At 61.6% G+C, this 17,659-nt stretch carries 13 protein-coding genes; 10 read left to right on the top strand and 3 right to left on the bottom strand.

All coding sequences use genetic code 11. The annotated features are described in order from the left end of the window. The first annotated feature begins 11 nt into the window (after positions 1-11). The gene (locus tag JMV15_RS20250) at positions 12-425 is read left to right on the top strand and encodes an acyl-CoA thioesterase (protein ID WP_003193963.1); all 414 of its coding nucleotides are present in this window, start codon (positions 12-14) and stop codon (positions 423-425) included. Here JMV15_RS20250 and JMV15_RS20245 read toward each other — a convergent pair whose 3' ends face one another. Further along, positions 426-2,234, bottom strand: coding sequence for a cation:proton antiporter (locus JMV15_RS20245; protein ID WP_014719784.1), 1,809 nt, complete (start codon positions 2,232-2,234; stop codon positions 426-428). 107 nt (positions 2,235-2,341) lie between these two features. Here JMV15_RS20245 and xerD point away from each other — a divergent pair, with 107 nt between their 5' ends. The 6 genes from xerD to JMV15_RS20215 all read left to right on the top strand — a co-directional run bounded on the left by xerD (position 2,342) and on the right by JMV15_RS20215 (position 12,386). Further along, the gene (gene xerD / locus JMV15_RS20240; RefSeq protein ID WP_014719783.1) at positions 2,342-3,238 is read left to right on the top strand and encodes a site-specific tyrosine recombinase XerD; all 897 of its coding nucleotides are present in this window, start codon (positions 2,342-2,344) and stop codon (positions 3,236-3,238) included. Positions 3,239-3,386: 148 nt separating this feature from the next. Continuing rightward, positions 3,387-4,118 carry a thioredoxin fold domain-containing protein gene (locus JMV15_RS20235; protein WP_005791088.1) on the top strand — a complete coding sequence of 244 codons (732 nt, stop codon included), beginning with the start codon at positions 3,387-3,389 and terminating at the stop codon, positions 4,116-4,118. A gap of 128 nt (positions 4,119-4,246) precedes the next feature. Beyond that, positions 4,247-5,551 (top strand): homoserine dehydrogenase, encoded by a 1,305-nt coding sequence (locus tag JMV15_RS20230; protein ID WP_005791086.1) that lies wholly within the window; start codon positions 4,247-4,249, stop codon positions 5,549-5,551. Between the two features lie 67 nt (positions 5,552-5,618). Further along, entirely contained in the window at positions 5,619-7,028 is a 1,410-nt protein-coding gene (gene thrC / locus JMV15_RS20225) for a threonine synthase (protein ID WP_014719782.1), read from the top strand. A 264-nt stretch (positions 7,029-7,292) separates the two neighbouring features. Further along, on the top strand, positions 7,293-10,865 hold the full coding sequence (locus tag JMV15_RS20220) for a transporter substrate-binding domain-containing protein (RefSeq protein ID WP_038451407.1): 3,573 nt from the start codon (positions 7,293-7,295) through the stop codon (positions 10,863-10,865). A gap of 276 nt (positions 10,866-11,141) precedes the next feature. Next, positions 11,142-12,386: an EAL domain-containing response regulator gene (locus JMV15_RS20215; protein WP_014719780.1), complete on the top strand. Its 1,245-nt coding sequence runs from the start codon at positions 11,142-11,144 to the stop codon at positions 12,384-12,386. On the opposite strand, the gene JMV15_RS20210 is transcribed toward JMV15_RS20215, so the two are convergent. After that, complete coding sequence (locus JMV15_RS20210; protein WP_003193955.1) at positions 12,355-13,017, bottom strand: response regulator transcription factor; 663 nt, start codon at positions 13,015-13,017, stop codon at positions 12,355-12,357. The genes JMV15_RS20215 and JMV15_RS20210 overlap by 32 nt on opposite strands. Positions 13,018-13,224: 207 nt before the next feature. Between JMV15_RS20210 and JMV15_RS20205 the strand changes: the two genes are divergently transcribed. After that, positions 13,225-13,509 (top strand): DUF3509 domain-containing protein, encoded by a 285-nt coding sequence (locus JMV15_RS20205; RefSeq protein WP_020301357.1) that lies wholly within the window; start codon positions 13,225-13,227, stop codon positions 13,507-13,509. Positions 13,510-13,681: 172 nt separating this feature from the next. Here the strand turns inward: JMV15_RS20205 and JMV15_RS20200 are convergent, their stop codons facing one another. Then, positions 13,682-14,881, bottom strand: a complete 1,200-nt coding sequence (locus JMV15_RS20200) for a CaiB/BaiF CoA transferase family protein (protein WP_038451405.1) — start codon at positions 14,879-14,881, stop codon at positions 13,682-13,684. A 137-nt stretch (positions 14,882-15,018) separates the two neighbouring features. Here JMV15_RS20200 and JMV15_RS20195 point away from each other — a divergent pair, with 137 nt between their 5' ends. Both JMV15_RS20195 and recJ read left to right on the top strand, forming a co-directional pair. Then, entirely contained in the window at positions 15,019-15,561 is a 543-nt protein-coding gene (locus JMV15_RS20195; protein ID WP_003193952.1) for a YaeQ family protein, read from the top strand. A gap of 157 nt (positions 15,562-15,718) precedes the next feature. Continuing rightward, a complete protein-coding gene (gene recJ / locus JMV15_RS20190) occupies positions 15,719-17,428 on the top strand; it encodes a single-stranded-DNA-specific exonuclease RecJ (RefSeq protein WP_014719777.1) in 1,710 nt (569 codons plus the stop codon). Positions 17,429-17,659: the final 231 nt, after the last annotated feature.

Here is a 17,659-nt window from a genome sequence, read left to right as displayed (position 1 = left end):
GGTATTGACCCATGACCACCCGCCTCGAAGAAATCCAGCGCCGCACCGACCTGTCCGTCACCCACGTGACCAAGGCCGTGTTCCCGCCCACCACCAACCATCACAACACCCTGTTCGGCGGCACTGCCCTGGCCTGGATGGACGAAGTGTCGTTCATCACCGCCACGCGTTTCTGTCGCTTACCTTTGGTGACGGTCTCCACCGACCGTATCGACTTCAACCATGCGATCCCGGCTGGCTCTATCGTTGAGCTGATCGGTCGGGTGATCAAGGTCGGCAACACCAGCCTCAAGGTCGAGGTTGAAGTGTTCGTCGAGAGCATGAGCGCTGATGGCCGTGAAAAGGCGATCCAGGGCGTATTCAGCTTTGTCGCGATTGACGCAGATAAACGCCCTGTCCCAGTACTGCCTGGCTTTGTTGACTGATTACTCGGCGGTGCTGGCCTGCGGTTGAATGACCGCCAGCAAGGTCCAGCCCGCTACGGGCTTCAAATTGCTCTCGGGCGAGACCACGTGCACCCAGCCGCTGGTGTCCCTGGCAAACAGCAAGGTGGCGCGCTCGCCGTGCAACGCCTGGTACTGCTCCCAGCCAAAGCCGTCGGTGAGGCTGGTGCTGTACAACTCGGCGCCTTGGCCCAGCAGGCTGGCCAATTTGGTGTAGCTCAAGGGTTGGCTGCCCAGCAAGTGTCCGCGGTGTTCATGACTGGCCTTGTGCTTGTCGGTGCGACGGTTTTCCTGGCTGCTGGCCAGGGCGAACAGGCGATGGCCGAAGTCATGGCGAAAACGCATGGTGGCCAAGGCATTCAGTTCGCCAGAAGGCGAGAGGGCGAGCAGGTGCCCCAGGCCGACCAGGTCCAGATGGGATTCGGCATGCTGGGAGGCCGGGTTGCCGAAGTACGTAGGCAAGCCTTCCATACGACTGGCGCGGATGTTTTCCCAGCTGGAATCCGTCAGCAACACGCGGCTGCCCAATTGCTGCAACGCCTTGCCGAGTGCTCGCGCCGGGCCGTTCGCACCCACGATCAAAAAGCCGCTAGGCGCCGGCTCAGCGACTTTGAGCAGGCGGGCCAAGGGGCGTGCCGTGGCGCTTTGCAGCACCACGGTGCCGATGATCACCGCGAAGGTCAGCGGCACCAGCAACAACGCGCCTTCGTGGCCAGCCTCATCCAGGCGGATCGCAAAGATCGCTGACACCGCCGCCGCCACAATGCCCCGTGGGGCGATCCAGGCCAGCAGTGCGCGCTCGCGCCAGTTCAACCCCGAGCCAAAGGTCGAAAGCGCCACGTTCAACGGGCGTGCAATGAATTGGATGATCAACAGCAGGATCAACACGAACGGCCCCAGGGCGATCATGGCGTTCAGGTCCAGGCGTGCCGCCAGCAGGATAAACAGCCCGGAAATCAGCAACACGCTGAGGTTTTCCTTGAAGTGCAGGATGTGCCGTACATCCACGCCTTTCATGTTCGCCATCCACATGCCCATCAGCGTGACCGCCAGCAGGCCGGACTCATGCATCACCTGGTTGGAAGCGATGAAGATACCCAGCACGCCCGCCAGTGTCGCCAGGTTATGCAGGTATTCCGGCAACCACTGGCGGCGCATGATCTGCCCCAGTACCCAGCCACCGGCGATGCCGAACAGGCTGCCGCAGAGGATGACGCCGCCGAAGGTCAGCAGGCTGTGGCTCAAACCATCGCCCGACGCACTGGCGATGATAAAGCTATACACCACTACCGCCAGCAGTGCGCCAATCGGGTCGATGACGATGCCTTCCCAGCGCAGGATATTGGCGATGGACGCTTTGGGGCGCACCACACGCAACATGGGCACGATCACGGTTGGGCCGGTGACCAGTGTCAGGGTGCCGAACAGCAGTGCCAGCATCCAGTCGAAACCCAGCAGCCAGTGGGTGGCCAGGGTGATCACCGCCCAGGTCGAGAGTGCGCCGACGGTGACCAGCCGGTGGACGACGCTGCCGATTTCCTTCCATTCCGACAGGTGCAGGGTCAGGCTGCCCTCAAACAGGATCAGCGCCACTGCCAACGACACCAATGGCATCAACAGAGGGCCGAACATTTCCTGCGGGTCGAGCCATCCGAGTATCGGCCCTGCCAGAATCCCGCTCAGCAGAAGAAACAGAATCGCCGGCAGTTTCAGGCGCCAGGCCAGCCACTGGCAGCCGAGTGCGGCCACGCCGATACCGCCAAAAGCCAACAAAATCTGTTGTTCGTTCATTAAAGCTTCCTGTTCCTTGAATTAGCGGGCTATGAAAGACTAATGGCTCTTGCCACAGTTCACTAAATAATTCGCGTATTGCCTTGTGCTGCGTTGCTTGAGTGCCCATGCCTGCCATTGACCATCCCCTGATCGACCGCTTCCTCGACGCCCTCTGGTTGGAAAAAGGCCTGTCGGACAACACACGCCAGGCCTACCGCAGTGACCTGGCGCTGTTTAACGGCTGGCTGCAGGAGAAAAAACTTGAGCTGAAAAATGCCGGGCGCGAGCTGATCCTCGATCACCTGGCCTGGCGCCTGGAGCAGAACTACAAACCGCGCTCCACTGCGCGATTCCTCTCCGGCGTGCGTGGCTTTTATCGCTACCTGCTGCGGGAAAAACTCATTGCCGTCGACCCGACCCTACAAATCGACATGCCGCAACTCGGCAGGCCGTTGCCAAAATCCTTGTCGGAAGCCGACGTCGATGCCCTGCTCGCGGCCCCGGACCTGAGCGAGGCCATCGGCCAGCGCGACCGTGCCATGCTGGAGGTGCTGTATGCCTGCGGCCTGCGCGTCACCGAACTGATCAGCCTGACGCTGGAGCAGGTCAACCTGCGCCAGGGCGTGTTGCGCGTGATGGGCAAGGGCAGCAAGGAGCGGCTGGTGCCCATGGGCGAGGAGGCGATTGTGTGGGTCGAGCGCTACATGCGCGATGCGCGCCACGAACTGCTGGGTGGGCGCCCCAGCGACGTGCTGTTCCCCAGCCAGCGCGGCGAGCAGATGACCCGCCAGACCTTCTGGCACCGCATCAAGCACCAGGCCAAAGTGGCCGGGATCGGCAAGGCGCTGTCACCCCACACCTTGCGCCATGCCTTCGCCACCCACTTGCTCAACCACGGCGCGGATTTGCGCGTGGTACAGATGCTGCTCGGCCACAGCGACTTATCCACAACCCAGATCTACACCCATGTGGCGCGCGCACGTTTGCAGGATATGCACGCCAAGCATCACCCGCGCGGATAAAACCGTCAGAAATGGCCCATTTTACCTGTCGCGGTCTGCCCTCCCGCCCAACTGTGGTAGGCTTTGCCGGTTCGCAAAGGGGACGGCATCCATTGTGGTCCAGATCAGTATTCTGCTCCCGTCCCTGCCTCTGCCTTCAGGAGTTCCCATGCGCTTGACCCAGATTATTGCCGCCGCAGCCATTGCGTTGGTTTCCACCTTTGCGGTCGCCGATGATGCGGCCGAGCAGACCATTCGCAAGAGCCTGGCCAACCTGGCGCTCGATACCCCGATCGAAAGCATCAGCGCCAGCCCCATGGCCGGCCTGTATGAAGTCAAGCTCAAGGGCAGCCGTGTGCTGTACGCCAGTGCCGATGGCCAGTACATCGTCCAGGGCTACCTGTTCCAGCTCAAGGACGGCAAGCCGGTCAACCTGACCGAGAAGGCCGAGCGCCTGGGTGTGTCCAAGCTGATCAACGGTATCCCGGTGGCTGAAACCGTGGTGTACCCGGCCATCGGCGAGACCAAGACCCACATCACCGTGTTCACCGACACCACCTGCCCGTACTGCCACAAGCTGCACGCTGAAATCCCGGCACTGAACAAGCTGGGCGTGGAAGTGCGCTACGTCGCGTTCCCGCGCCAGGGCCTGGGTTCGCCGGGTGACGAGCAGTTGCAAGCCGTATGGTGTTCGGCCGACAAAAAGGCGGCCATGGACAAGATGGTCGACGGCAAGGAAATCAAATCGGCCAAATGCGCCAACCCGGTTTCCAAGCAGTTCGCCCTGGGCCAGTCCATTGGTGTGAACGGTACACCGGCCATCGTTTTGGCCGACGGCCAGGTGATTCCGGGCTACCAGCCGGCGCCGCAAGTTGCCAAACTGGCACTGGGTGCCAAGTAAGCATTTATCGTTGAGCCTTTGACGATCATGGCCCGCCGAACCGTCGGCGAGTCATTAATTGAGAGCCGCAGTTGTGCGGCTGTTTTCACGGCCGACCTAGCGTCGGCCGTTTCATGGGGAGTTCTTCAGTGAAACCGGTCAAAGTAGGCATCTGTGGGTTAGGGACCGTCGGTGGCGGTACCTTCAACGTACTTCAGCGTAACGCTGAAGAAATTTCCCGCCGCGCAGGTCGCGGGATTGAAGTGGCGCAGATTGCCACGCGTTCGCCAAAGCCTCAGTTCGAAACGACCGGTATTGCGATTACCAACGATGTGTTCGCCGTGGCCACCAACCCTGAGATCGATATCGTCATCGAACTGGTTGGCGGCTACACCGTGGCCCGCGAGTTGGTGCTCAAGGCCATTGAGCACGGCAAGCACGTGGTCACCGCCAACAAGGCGCTGATCGCCGTGCACGGCAACGAGATCTTCGCCAAGGCCCGCGAGAAAGGCGTGATCGTGGCGTTCGAAGCCGCGGTGGCCGGTGGTATCCCGGTGATCAAGGCAATCCGCGAAGGCCTGTCCGCCAACCGCATCAACTGGGTGGCCGGCATCATCAACGGCACCGGTAACTTCATCCTCACCGAAATGCGCGAGAAGGGCCGTACCTTCGAAGACGTGCTGGCCGAAGCCCAGGCCCTGGGTTACGCGGAAGCCGACCCGACCTTCGACGTGGAAGGCATCGACGCGGCCCACAAGCTGACCATCCTGGCGTCCATCGCTTTTGGTATCCCGCTGCAATTCGACAAGGCCTACACCGAAGGCATCACCAAGCTGACCACCGCCGACGTGAACTACGCCGAAGCCCTGGGCTACCGCATCAAGCACCTGGGCGTAGCGCGCAGCACCCCGGCCGGTATCGAATTGCGGGTGCACCCGACGCTGATCCCGGCCGACCGCCTGATCGCCAACGTCAATGGCGTGATGAACGCGGTGATGGTCAACGGTGACGCCGCCGGTTCCACCCTGTTCTACGGCGCCGGTGCCGGCATGGAGCCGACCGCTTCGTCAGTGATCGCCGACCTGGTGGACGTGGTTCGCGCCATGACCAGCGACCCGGAAAACCGTGTGCCGCACCTGGCCTTCCAGCCGGACTCGCTGTCGGCCCACCCGATCCTGCCGATCGAAGCCTGCGAAAGTGCCTACTACCTGCGCATCCAGGCCCAGGACCATCCAGGCGTGCTGGCCCAGGTGGCCAGCATCCTGTCGGAGCGCGGTATCAACATCGAGTCGATCATGCAGAAGGAAGTCGAGGAACAAAACGGCCAGGTGCCGATGATCCTGCTGACCCACCGCGTGCTCGAACAGCACATCAACGATGCCATCCATGCCCTGGAAGCCTTGCAAGGCGTGGTCGGCCCGGTGGTGCGGATTCGCGTCGAACACTTGAACTAACCGATTTGTTCCAGGGGCCCCGTCCATTCGGCGGCCCCTGTTCGAGAATGTTTTAGAGGAGCCAGTCATGCGTTACATCAGCACCCGCGGCCAGGCACCGGCCCTGAATTTCGAAGACGTTCTGCTGGCAGGCCTTGCCACCGACGGCGGCCTGTATGTGCCCGAAAACCTGCCACGCTTCACCCAGGAAGAAATCGCCTCCTGGGCCGGCCTGCCGTATCACGAGCTGGCTTTCCGAGTGATGCGCCCGTTCGTCACCGGCAGCATTCCGGATGCGGATTTTAAAAAGATCCTGGAAGAGACGTACGGCGTGTTTGCCCATAGCGCCATCGCACCTCTGCGCCAGTTGAACGGCAACGAGTGGGTACTGGAGCTGTTCCACGGCCCGACCCTGGCGTTCAAGGACTTTGCCCTGCAACTGCTCGGTCGCCTGCTCGACTACGTGCTGGAAAAGCGCGGCGAGCGCGTGGTGATCATCGGCGCCACCTCCGGCGACACCGGCTCGGCGGCCATCGAAGGGTGCAAGCACTGCGAAAACGTCGATATCTTCATCCTGCACCCGCACAAGCGCGTGTCGGAGGTGCAACGTCGGCAGATGACCACCATCTTCGGTGAGAACATTCACAACATCGCCATCGAAGGCAACTTCGACGACTGCCAGGAAATGGTCAAGAACAGCTTCGCTGACCAGAGCTTCCTCAAGGGCACGCGTCTGGTGGCGGTGAACTCGATCAACTGGGCGCGGATCATGGCCCAGATCGTCTACTACTTCCATGCATCGCTGCAGTTGGGCGGCCCGGCGCGTTCGGTGTCGTTCTCGGTGCCGACCGGCAACTTCGGCGACATCTTCGCCGGTTACCTGGCACGCAACATGGGCCTGCCGATCAACCAGTTGATCGTCGCCACCAACCGCAACGACATCCTGCATCGCTTCATGAGCGGCAACCAGTATGTGAAGGAAACCCTGCACGCCACGCTGTCGCCGTCCATGGACATCATGGTCTCGTCGAACTTCGAACGCTTGCTGTTCGACATGCACGGTCGCAACGGCGCAGCCCTGGCCGAGTTGATGAACAGCTTCAAGCAAGGTGGCGGTTTCAGCGTCGAGCAAGAGCGCTGGACCGAAACCCGCAAGCTGTTCGATTCCCTGGCCGTGGACGATGCGCAGACCTGCGAAACCATCGCGCAGGTCTATGCCGAAACCGGCGAAGTGCTCGACCCGCACACGGCTATCGGCGTGAAAGCCGCCCGCGAATGCCGCCGCAGCCTGGATATTCCAATGGTGATCCTCGGTACCGCGCACCCGGTCAAGTTCCCGGAAGCGGTCGAGAAAGCCGGCATTGGCAAGGCCCTGGAGTTGCCGGAGCATTTGACCGACCTGTTCGAGCGCGAAGAGCGCTGCACCGTATTGGCCAATGACCTGAAGACAGTGCAGGCGTTTGTCAGCCAGCATGGCAATCGGGGCAAACCGCTCTAATCAAGAATGGGGTAGCGGGTTTGTGTGGGAGCTGGCTTGCCTGCGATGCAGGCGCCTCGGTACGACTGAATACCCAGGCGTCTGCATCGCGGGCAAGCCCGGCTCCCACATTCAGCTAACTCACCCGCTGACCCTGAGGCGGATATCAGGCTGCTACAGGTATGCATTCAGCTTTTTGCAGTCGGCCAAGCCCGTCCTCGTGACGGGCTTTTTCATTCTGGCGAGCCATACTTGCCCAGTCGCCCAATCAAGGAAACCCAACCGGTGCAGGTGTTGATCCAATGGACGTTGAAGCTGGTGTGCCTGTTGTGGCTCATCCAGGTGCCCATGAGCCTGGCCGCCGTCAGCCTGCCGTTCAAACTGGTCCCGGCGTTTATCCCGCTTGAACCTATGCCGCTGGCGCCAACGGAGCAGCAGTGGTTGGCGGCGCATCGGACACTCAAAGTGGGTATCTCGATAGATGACTACCAGCCGATCGATATCACCCGCGACCGCAATCGCTACCAGGGCATCAGCGCCGATTATTTGAGCCTGGTTGGCGCGCGGCTGGGTGTGCCCATGCAAGTGCTGGGCTTCTCCGAGCGCGCCCAGGCGGTCGAAGCGCTGCGCAACGGCACCATCGACATTCTCACCAGTGCCAATGGTTACGAGCGTGACGTACCTGGCCTGCAATTCACCCCGGACTACATGCCCGACCGCTCGGTGGTGGTGCTGCGTCGCGACGATACCCAAGGCGACGATCTGGCTGGCAAGAAGCTGGTGTTGCTCGACGGCTACGCCAACGTGCAGAAGGTTCACGCGGCGTATCCCGACAGCCACATCATGCTCGCCCCCAACCTCTACAGCGGCCTCGAAGCCTTGAAGCAAGGTGACGTCGATGCGTTTATCGGCAACGAAGTGATTGTGCGCGCCTATAAATCGCTGCGGCCTTACCTGGGGTTGCAGATCAAGGAGCAGAGCCGGCTGGCGCCCATCGGTTTTGCCTTCGCCACCCGCCAGGCAGATCCGTTGCTGGGGGCCATGATGAATCGCGCGCTGGCAAGCCTCGACGAGTCGGTGCAGCGCGAAATTCTCGCGCGCTGGACCACCGGGCTCGGCGTCGGTATCAGTGGTGAGCGCGTTGCGTTGTCGGCGTCGGAGCAGGCCTGGGTGCGTGAGCATCCCCATGTCGTGGTGGTGGCCCAGCAGATGTCGCCTTACATTTTCAGGGACAAGGACGGCCAGTGGGTTGGCCTGAATGTCGACCTGTTGAATCGCATCTCGCGCATGACCGGTTTGCAGTTCGTCTATGAAGAGGTGGGTTCTACTGCGCAAACCCTGGAATGGCTGGAAACCGGCCGGGCACAGATGAACACGACCCTGGCTGTGAATCAGGAGCGCAGTGCGTTGCTCAACTTCAGTCATGGTTTTGGCGGGTCCGGCTGGGTGTTTATCGAACGTGCCGATGCCTCGCCCCTGACGGGCTTGAACCAGTTGGACGGCAAGGTGCTGGCATTGCCGGCGCGCCACGTCTTGGAGAGCCAGATTCGCCATGCGCATCCGAACATCACCTTGCGCCTGGTAGACAATTACAACCAGGCCCGTGAGCTGGTACGACGGGGCGAGGCGGCCGCTACCATTCAAACTGAAGTGGAAGTGCAGAGTTACCCGGAAGATGGTCTGCGTATCGGACGCAGTGTCGATGGCAAGTGGTCGTCCAACTGCCTGTCGGTGCGCAAGGACCAACCTGAGCTGCTGAGCATTCTGAACAAGGCCCTGGAGGCGTTGCCGGTGGCTGAGCTGAGTGCGTTGCGCCTGCGTTGGATCGGTGCCGTGGCGATTCCGCTGCCGGCCTGGCAACGCGTACCGCCATGGGCCTATTGGACGGTGGCCACGGCGCTTCTGTTTGTGTTGGTGTCGCTGGTGTGGAACAGCCGGCTCAAGCGCCAGATTCGCCAACGGCTGGAGGCCGAGCAACGGCTCAACGACCAGTTGGCGTTCAAGCGCGCACTGCTCGACGGCATGCCCAACCCGCTGTTCGTCCGCGACCTGGACGGGCGCCTGGTGACCTGCAATAAAAGTTATGAACAGCAATTGGCGACCCGGCTGGAGCTGATCCAGGGCCTGACGCTGATGGAGAGCAAGGTCGTGCCCGACGCCACAGCGGCACGCCTGCACGAAGGCCACATGGAGCAATTGGCCACGCAGCAGCCGTTGTTTGTCGACCGGCAATTGGAACTCAACGGCGGCAGTTATCACGTCTACCAGTGGACCGTGCCTTTTTTTGACGCCCAGGGCCGCCTGCAGGGGTTGTTGGGCGGTTGGATCGATATCAACGAACGCAAAGACCTGGAGCGCCAGTTGATGGACGCACGCCAGGCCGCCGACGAAGCGAACTACGCCAAAAGTGCATTTCTCTCGGCCTTGAGCCACGAGATTCGCACTCCCATGACTGCCATCATTGGCTTGCTCGAACTGGAGCAAGAGCGTTGCCTGGCAAGCGGCCAGCCGGTTTCCGAGGCGCTGCAGGTGGCCCATCGTTCGGCGCGCGAGCTGATTGCGCTGATGGGCGACAGCCTGGACTTGGCCAAGATCGAGGCCGGCCACCTGCAACTGGCGCCACAGACCACCGAGTTGAAGCGTTTTTTCGAGGGCATTCAGAGCCTGTTCGAAGCCACAGCGCAAAAGAAGGGCCTGCACCTGACCCTGGCGTTTGATCCGGCTGCTCAGGGTTATTACTGGTTCGACCCGCTGCGGTTACGCCAGGTGATGCACAACCTGTTGGGCAATGCGCTCAAATTTACCGAGCGGGGCGGGGTTCACCTCAGCGTGACTTGCCAACGGGATGAGACCGATAGCGAATACCTGCACCTGTGCGTCAAGGACAGTGGCCCGGGCATCAGCGCCGAGCAACAGCCGCGGGTGTTCAAGCCTTTTACTCAGGTGAGCGCCTTGACCGCTGCGCAACACGGTGGCACCGGGCTGGGCCTGAGTATCTGCAAGCAACTGGTGGAATTGATGGGCGGCAGCATTCACCTCGATAGCGTGGTGGGCGAGGGGACGGTGGTGTGCATTGACCTGCGCCTGGACCGGGTCAGCACCGATGATGTGCCGGCAACGCCCACCGCGACGTTGTTACCGACGGGGCGCAGCCTGTCGATACTGGTGGTGGATGATTTGGCGGCCAACCGCCTGGTGCTGGCGCAGCAGTTGCAGTTCCTCGGTCATCAAGTGGTCGCCCTGGAGTCGGCCGAGGCCGCGTTGCAACGCTGGCGTGAGCAGCGTTTTGACGTGTTGGTCACCGATTGCCAGATGCCCGGCATGTCCGGTTATGCCTTGAGTGCGACGATACGGCGCCTCGAAGCCGAGGAGCAACGGCCTCGTAGCGCGCTGGTGGGTTGCACCGCGAACGCCATGAAAGATGAACAACGCCGCTGCGAGGACGCCGGTATGGATGAACTGCTGGTCAAGCCGGTGACCTTGGAACACTGGACCCAAGTGCTGGCACGCCTGGCACCCCAGCGTTCGTTCGATATCGAGGCCCTGCGCACCATGACCCAGGCCGATGGCCCGGTGCTGCAAAGCATGTTGCAGGAACTGGCCAAGAGCCTGGACCACGAACACGAGGTGTTGGCGGGTGCCCTGGCCGAGCGCGACGTGGCACGCTTGAATGCATCGCTGCACCGGCTCAAGGGCATTTGCTCGCTGGTGGACGCACTGCCACTGGCCAAGGCCTGTGTCGCCCTTGAGCAATGCGCCCGTGAACAGCGCGGCGCCGAGCTTGAAGAACCCTGGTTGCGCTTGTCCGAGGTGCTCAAGGCGTTTCGTCGCGACCTGCAACCTTATCTGGATGCGTAACCCAGCCCGTATGCCGATCAGCCAAGCGAACGCAATGCTCAAGGCAACGAAGATCAAATGTGGGAGCTGGCTTGCCGGCGATAGCGGTAGTGCAGTAACAGATGTAGCGACTGACACACCGCCTTCGCAGGCAAGCCAGCTCCCACAGGAGGTCTGCGCTTGACCGACAAGGCTTGCCCCTCCCACATTTAAAGAAGCTTTTAGGACACGTCCTATGGGACACGGCGCAGCGTATGGCTACTGTGCAGGTCTTTCTCTGTACCGACACCCTTACCCATGCGATCCCTCAACGTCCTGATCCTCGAAGACAACCCGTTTCAACTGATGGCCCTGCACCAGATGCTCAATGCCAACGGTGTGTTCAATGTGCGGGCCGCGGAAACGGTCGAAATTGCCCGCCAGTCCCTGGACAGCAAAGGCCCGGTGGATATCGCCATCTGCGATCTGTACCTGGAGCAGGGCGATGGCCTGGCGTTGATCCGTGAGTTGGCGGAACGCCGCCTGGCCCAGGTGTTGATCCTGCTCAGCAACGCCGAGCCCGACGTGCTGGAAGGCGTGGCGAACATGGCCCGCCAATTGGGGCTCAAGGTCTTGGCGTGCTTGCCCAAGCCGGCCTCGGCCAAGCTGATCGGGCAAGTATTGAGCGATTGTCAGGAGCACTTGCGTCCAGGGCCAGCGGTGCTGTCCTGGGAGCGCGTCCGTCAACTGCTGAGCTTGAGCGAGCAGGAACAACTGCCGCCCTCGGCGGATGTCAGCCAGGCGACTATCGCAGCTTGTGGCAGGGTCTGGTACCAGCCCATCGTCAGTCAGGCCGGTGTGTTGCAAGGGGTGGAGGCGCTGGCGCGTTGGCAGTTGCAGGACGGTGAGCTATTGCTGCCTGACGAGTTCCTGCCAGTGCTGGAGTTTGCCGGCATGGAAGAGGCGTTTACCTGGCATGTGCTGGAGCAGGCGCTTGGCCTGGCGAACCAGGTGATGGGCGAAAGCGGCCGAGTGCTGCCGGTAGCTGTGAACATTCCCGGGCGTATGCTGGAGCGCGAGCACTTCCCCCAGGTGCTGCAAGGTTTGCTGCAACTTCATGGTGTGCCCGCCCATAGCCTGACCCTGGAGTTGGTGGAAACCTCGACGCTGAAAACCGACAGCGCCCATGTCACTGGGTTGCTGCGCTTGCGCATGTTGGGTTGCCAGTTGTCCATCGGCGACTTCGGCATGGGCGGCACCAGCCTGCAGCATTTGCTGGAACTGCCTTTTACCGAGCTGAAAATTCCCCCGGCGTTTGCCTGTGGGATGGCCAATGATGATCGCAAGGCCGCTGTGGTGGCGGGCGCCATGAGCATGGCGGCGCGCCTGGATGTCGCCGTGGTGGTCACCGGCGTGGAAACCGCCGCCGATTATCACGCCGTGGGCGAACTGGGCGCGGCGTGGCTGCAAGGTTGCTTTATCGCCCGGCCGATGGAGGCCGAGACGCTCAAGCAATGGATCGCGTTCCAGGCTAGGCCAGCCCGTGTTCCTGCACGTAAATAAACAGGGCGGCATCGTTGACCAGCCCCAGCTTGCGCATGGCGCTGACTTTTTGCGCGCTGACGGTCTGCTTGCTGCGGTGCAGGTGCGCGGCGATCTCGCCCACCGTCATGCCACTGGCCAACAGGCGAATCACCTCCAGTTCCCGGGGTGACAGGTGCTCCTGGGAGTGCAGGCGATCAGCGCCGACTTCCCCGGCCAGGCTCAGCGCCTGGCGGATGGTCTGGGCCACATAGGTACGTTGCTGGCGAACCTGGCGGATCGCCTGGGGCAGCTCATCGGCCAGGCTGGCCTTGCTCAGCAAGCCCATCACGCCCAACGCCAGGATGGAATGAAACAACCCGGCATTGTTGAGCATGGTCACCACCACAATGGGCAGGTGCGGATAGTGCCGGCGCAGTTGCTCGATCAAGCGCAACCCGTCGGCTTGGGGCTCGACGGGCATCATGAAGTCGGTCACCACCACATCGCAGGCACAGTGTTGCAACAACGCACTGAGGGCCTGGGGGGAATTGGCCTCGCCGACGATGCTGATGTGCGTGTCACGCTCGAGCACGGCGCGCAGGCCAATCAGGAAAATCGGGTGATCGTCGGCAATCACGATACGCAAGGGCGGTTCAGACGCAGCTCTCAAGGCAGGCTCCCGGGACAATCCAGGGATTCTAGCCTGTGCGCCGTTGTTTTTTCTCTGTCATCTTTTCCGTGCATGCTCGTTTTCCTCAAGCAGTGGATTACACAAAAGGTAGAACTTTCTGCTTTGAGCACGGGTCACTTGAATGTCAGCCTCTTCGTGACATTTTTGTTTTTCGAACCTTTTTCGAATGATTGAGTGGTGATCGAGATGGAAAGTATCAACCTATTGCTCAGCCAAGCACTGAGCCCTTATCAGGTTACGCTGACCTCTGCCGGTATGCGCGACGACTGCCTGGTAACCGTGAAGAACCCCGGTGGCGCCATCGTGGTTGAACGTGAAGTCGATCGTGCGCAATTGAGCGACAAGCGCGCGCTGGTGGATGTGGTGGATTGCCTGCTCCGCGACCTGAAAATCGCCGAAGGGCGCCTGGAACCTTCAGTCATCGCTGCCTTGCGCAACGCCTCCCAAACCCGTGGCGGCGCACTGGCATGAAACATTATTTTTCTTCGGAACCTTCCTACAAGGTGGTCAGTCAGAGTTTGTAACAGCAAGAGCAGGCATTGTGCTCCGGTGTTTGTCGCTTGCTGTGCGGGTCTTTTTGTAGACCACGTTTAACCCCGAGTTGTCTCCCCACTGCTCGGGGTTTCTTTTTGCCTGGGATTTGTCAGATCGCGCCATCCTCGCGCAGGCGAGTGATAGCCGCCGCGTCGTAGCCCAAGGCATTGAGCACCAGGCTGTTGTGTTCACCCAGTTGCGGCCCCACCCATTCGCAACTGCCCGGTGTGTCCGAGAGCTTGGGCACGATGCCGGGCATCTTGAAGTCCTTGCCGCCCGGCAACTGCGCCTTGAGGAACATTTCCCGGGCCAGGAATTGCGGGTCGCCCAGCATGTCTTCGGCGCTGTAGATGCGGCTGGCGGGCACCTCGGCTTTGTTCAGATGCTCAATCACCTGGTCGAGCGATAGCGAATTGACCCAGCGATCAATCACGCCGTACAGCTCATCGCGGTGAGCGTCACGCCCGTCATTGCTGGCCAGTGCAGGGTCGTTCGCCAAATCGTCACGGCCGATCACCCGCATGAAGCGCTTGAAGATTGCATCGCCATTGGCGCCGATCTGCACATGCTTGCCGTCTGCGGTGGTGTGGATCGAGGACGGGGTGATGCCGGGCATGATGTTGCCGGTGCGCTCACGGATAAACCCGAACACATCGAACTCGGGGATCATGCTTTCCATCATGGCGAAGATGGCTTCATACAGCGCCACATCCACCACTTGGCCCAGGCCGCCGTTGACTTCGCGGTGACGCAGCGCCATCAGCGCGCCGATCACTGCCCACAACGCGGCAATCGAGTCGCCGATGGAGATACCGGTGCGCACGGGCGGGCGGTCCTCGAAGCCGGTGATATAGCGCAAGCCGCCCATGGACTCGCCCACCGCGCCAAACCCCGGCTGGTCCTTCATCGGGCCCGTCTGGCCGAAGCCCGAGAGGCGCACCATCACCAACTTGGGGTTGAGGGCGTGCAGGGTTTCCCAGCTCAGGCCGAGTTTCTCCAGCACGCCTGGGCGGAAGTTTTCGATCAGGATGTCGGCGTCGGCCAACAGTTGCTTGAGGATCGCCAGCCCCTCAGGGTGCTTGAGGTTGAGCGTCAGCGACTGCTTGTTGCGCGCCTGCACGAACCACCACAGCGAAGTACCTTCATACAGCTTGCGCCATTTGCGCAGCGGGTCGCCGCCGTCCGGGGATTCGACCTTGATCACCTCGGCGCCGAATTCAGCGCAAATGCGTGAGGCAAACGGGCCGGCGATCAGGGTGCCCAGTTCGATGACTTTCAGGCCGGCAAGTGGTTTGGCAGTGAGCGACATGGGGATCCTTACGAGCGCGGGACGATGATGTCCTGCTTTTTAACATAGGCGAGCCGCGCGGATGCAGCGCAGTATTCGTTCAATGCCCTCGCCATCGGTTAGACTGGCCGCCTTTCCTTGTCTTTAGAAGCCCGTTCATGGCCCAGCCGTCCACGACCTACAAATTCGAACTCAACCTCACCGACCTCGACCGCTCGGTGTACGAGAGCGTCAAACAGACCATCGCCCGCCACCCTTCGGAAACCGAAGAGCGCATGACCGTGCGCCTGCTGGCCTACGCCCTCTGGTACAACGAGCAATTGGCGTTCGGGCGTGGCCTGTCGGATGTGGACGAACCGGCCCTGTGGGAAAAGAGCCTGGATGATCGGGTTTTGCACTGGATCGAAGTCGGCCAGCCAGATGCCGACCGCCTGACCTGGTGCTCGCGCCGCACCGAACGCACCAGCCTGCTGGCCTATGGCAGCCTGCGCGTGTGGGAAGGCAAGGTGGTGCCGGTGGCCAACAACCTGAAAAACGTGCACATCGCTGCCGTGCCCCAGGAAGTCTTGGAGACCCTGGCCAAGGACATGCCGCGGGTGATCAAGTGGGACGTGATGATCAGCGAAGGCACGATCTTTGTGACCGATGACCGTGGCCAGCATGAAGTGCAACTGCAATGGCTGGTCGGCGAGCGCGGTTGAAAAGGTGGGAGCTGGCTTGCCTGCGAGGGCATCCACTCGGTGTGTCTGATGTACCGAGTCGTATGCATCGCAGGCAAGCCAGCGCCCACACTTGATCTCTGCTGCGTTCACTTTCTGTGTTTAACCGATGTATTAGAAGAGAAGCTCCCGTCACCCCATGCGTATCGATCCCCGCCCATTGCCCGCCGTCCTGCCTTTTCTCGGTGAACTGCCGCCGCTGTTGACCCGCCTTTACGCCGCACGCGGGGTGCAGTCGGAGGCCGAGCTGGACAAGAGCCTGGCGCGGTTGATTCCCTATCAGCAGCTCAAGGGCATCGATGCGGCGGTGGACTTGCTGGTGACGGCCCTGGAGCAACGCCAGCGCATCCTGATCGTCGGTGACTTCGACGCCGATGGCGCCACGGCGAGTACCGTGGGCACCCTGGGCCTGCGTTTGCTTGGCGCGGCCCATGTCGATTACCTGGTGCCCAACCGCTTCGAATACGGCTACGGCCTGACCCCGGAAATCGTCGCGGTGGCGCTGGAGCGCGAGCCGCAGTTGCTGATCACGGTGGACAACGGTATCTCCAGCGTCGAAGGCGTGGCGGCGGCGAAAGCGGCGGGGTTGCAGGTGCTGGTGACCGACCACCACTTGCCCGGCGATGAACTGCCGGCCGCTGACGCCATCGTCAATCCTAACCAGCCGGGCTGCACATTTCCCAGCAAGGCCCTGGCCGGCGTCGGCGTGATCTTCTATGTATTGATGGCCCTGCGTGCACGGTTGCGCAGCCTGGGTTGGTATGACAACAAGCCCCAGCCGAACATCGGTGAACTGCTTGATCTGGTGGCCCTGGGCAGCGTCGCTGACGTGGTGCCGCTGGACGCCAACAACCGCATCCTCGTGCACCAGGGGCTGGAGCGTATTCGGGCCGGTCGGGCGCGGCCGGGGATCAAGGCGATCCTGGAAGTGGCCAAGCGTGATCATGCGCGTATCACCTCCACCGACCTGGGTTTCATCCTCGGCCCGCGTCTGAACGCGGCCGGACGCCTGGATGACATGAGCCTGGGCATTGAATGCTTGCTTACCACGGACTTCGCCGCCGCACGGGAAATGGCCGCGCAACTGGACGGCATGAACCAGGACCGTAAATCCATCGAGCAAGGCATGCAACGCGAGGCCCTGGCCCAGCTCAAGGACCTGCCGGTGGAGTCGATGCCGTACGGTCTGTGCCTGTTTGACCCGGAGTGGCACCAAGGGGTGATCGGGATCCTCGCGTCACGCATGAAGGAGCGTTATTTCCGCCCGACCATCGCCTTCGCCGATGCCGGTGATGGCCTGCTCAAGGGCTCTGGACGCTCGGTGCAAGGCTTTCATATCCGCGATGCGCTGGCGGTCGTCGCCAGCCAGCACCCCAACCTGATCACCAAGTACGGCGGCCACGCCATGGCGGCGGGGCTGACCTTGCCCGAGGCCAATTTCCCGTTGTTTGCGCAAGCCTTCGATGCCGAAGTGCGTCGGCAATTGCGCGAAGAAGACCTCACCGGCCGCCTGCTTTCAGACGGCACCCTGGCGGTGGAAGAATTTCACCTGGAACTGGCCCGCGCCCTGCGCCATGCCGGCCCGTGGGGGCAGCACTTTCCCGAGCCGTTGTTTCACGGGGTATTCCAGTTGGTGGAGCAGCGGGTGGTGGGCGAGCGGCATTTGAAAGTGGTGCTCAAGAGCGAGTGCGGGTCGGTGAAGCTCGATGGCATCGCCTTTGGTGTGGACCGCGAAGTGTGGCCAAACCCGACGGTGCGTTGGGTGGAATTGGCCTACAAGCTGGATGTGAATGAATTTCGTGGCAATGAAACCGTGCAACTGATGATTGCGCACATCGAACCGCGCTAGTTTTCATCAACACCACGTACCACTGTGGGAGCGGGCTTGCCCGCGATGACGGAGTGTCAGTCAACGCTACTGTGACTGAGCCAGCGCTATCGCGGGCAAGCCCGCTTGTATGCTAGGACTTGAAGGGAGGAGAAGGGACAAAGCCCGATTCTGACTGTTGACGCAGTACAGACCGTGGGAGATTTCGCCCCTCCTCCTTTCACCCAAGCGCCGATAAAGAATGCATCTGGC

The organism is Pseudomonas paracarnis, assembly GCF_904063055.1.
GTDB lineage: Bacteria > Pseudomonadota > Gammaproteobacteria > Pseudomonadales > Pseudomonadaceae > Aquipseudomonas > Aquipseudomonas paracarnis.
The sequence above is the reverse complement of the archived record's forward strand: the minus strand, read 5'-3'. Positions and strand labels throughout refer to the sequence as shown.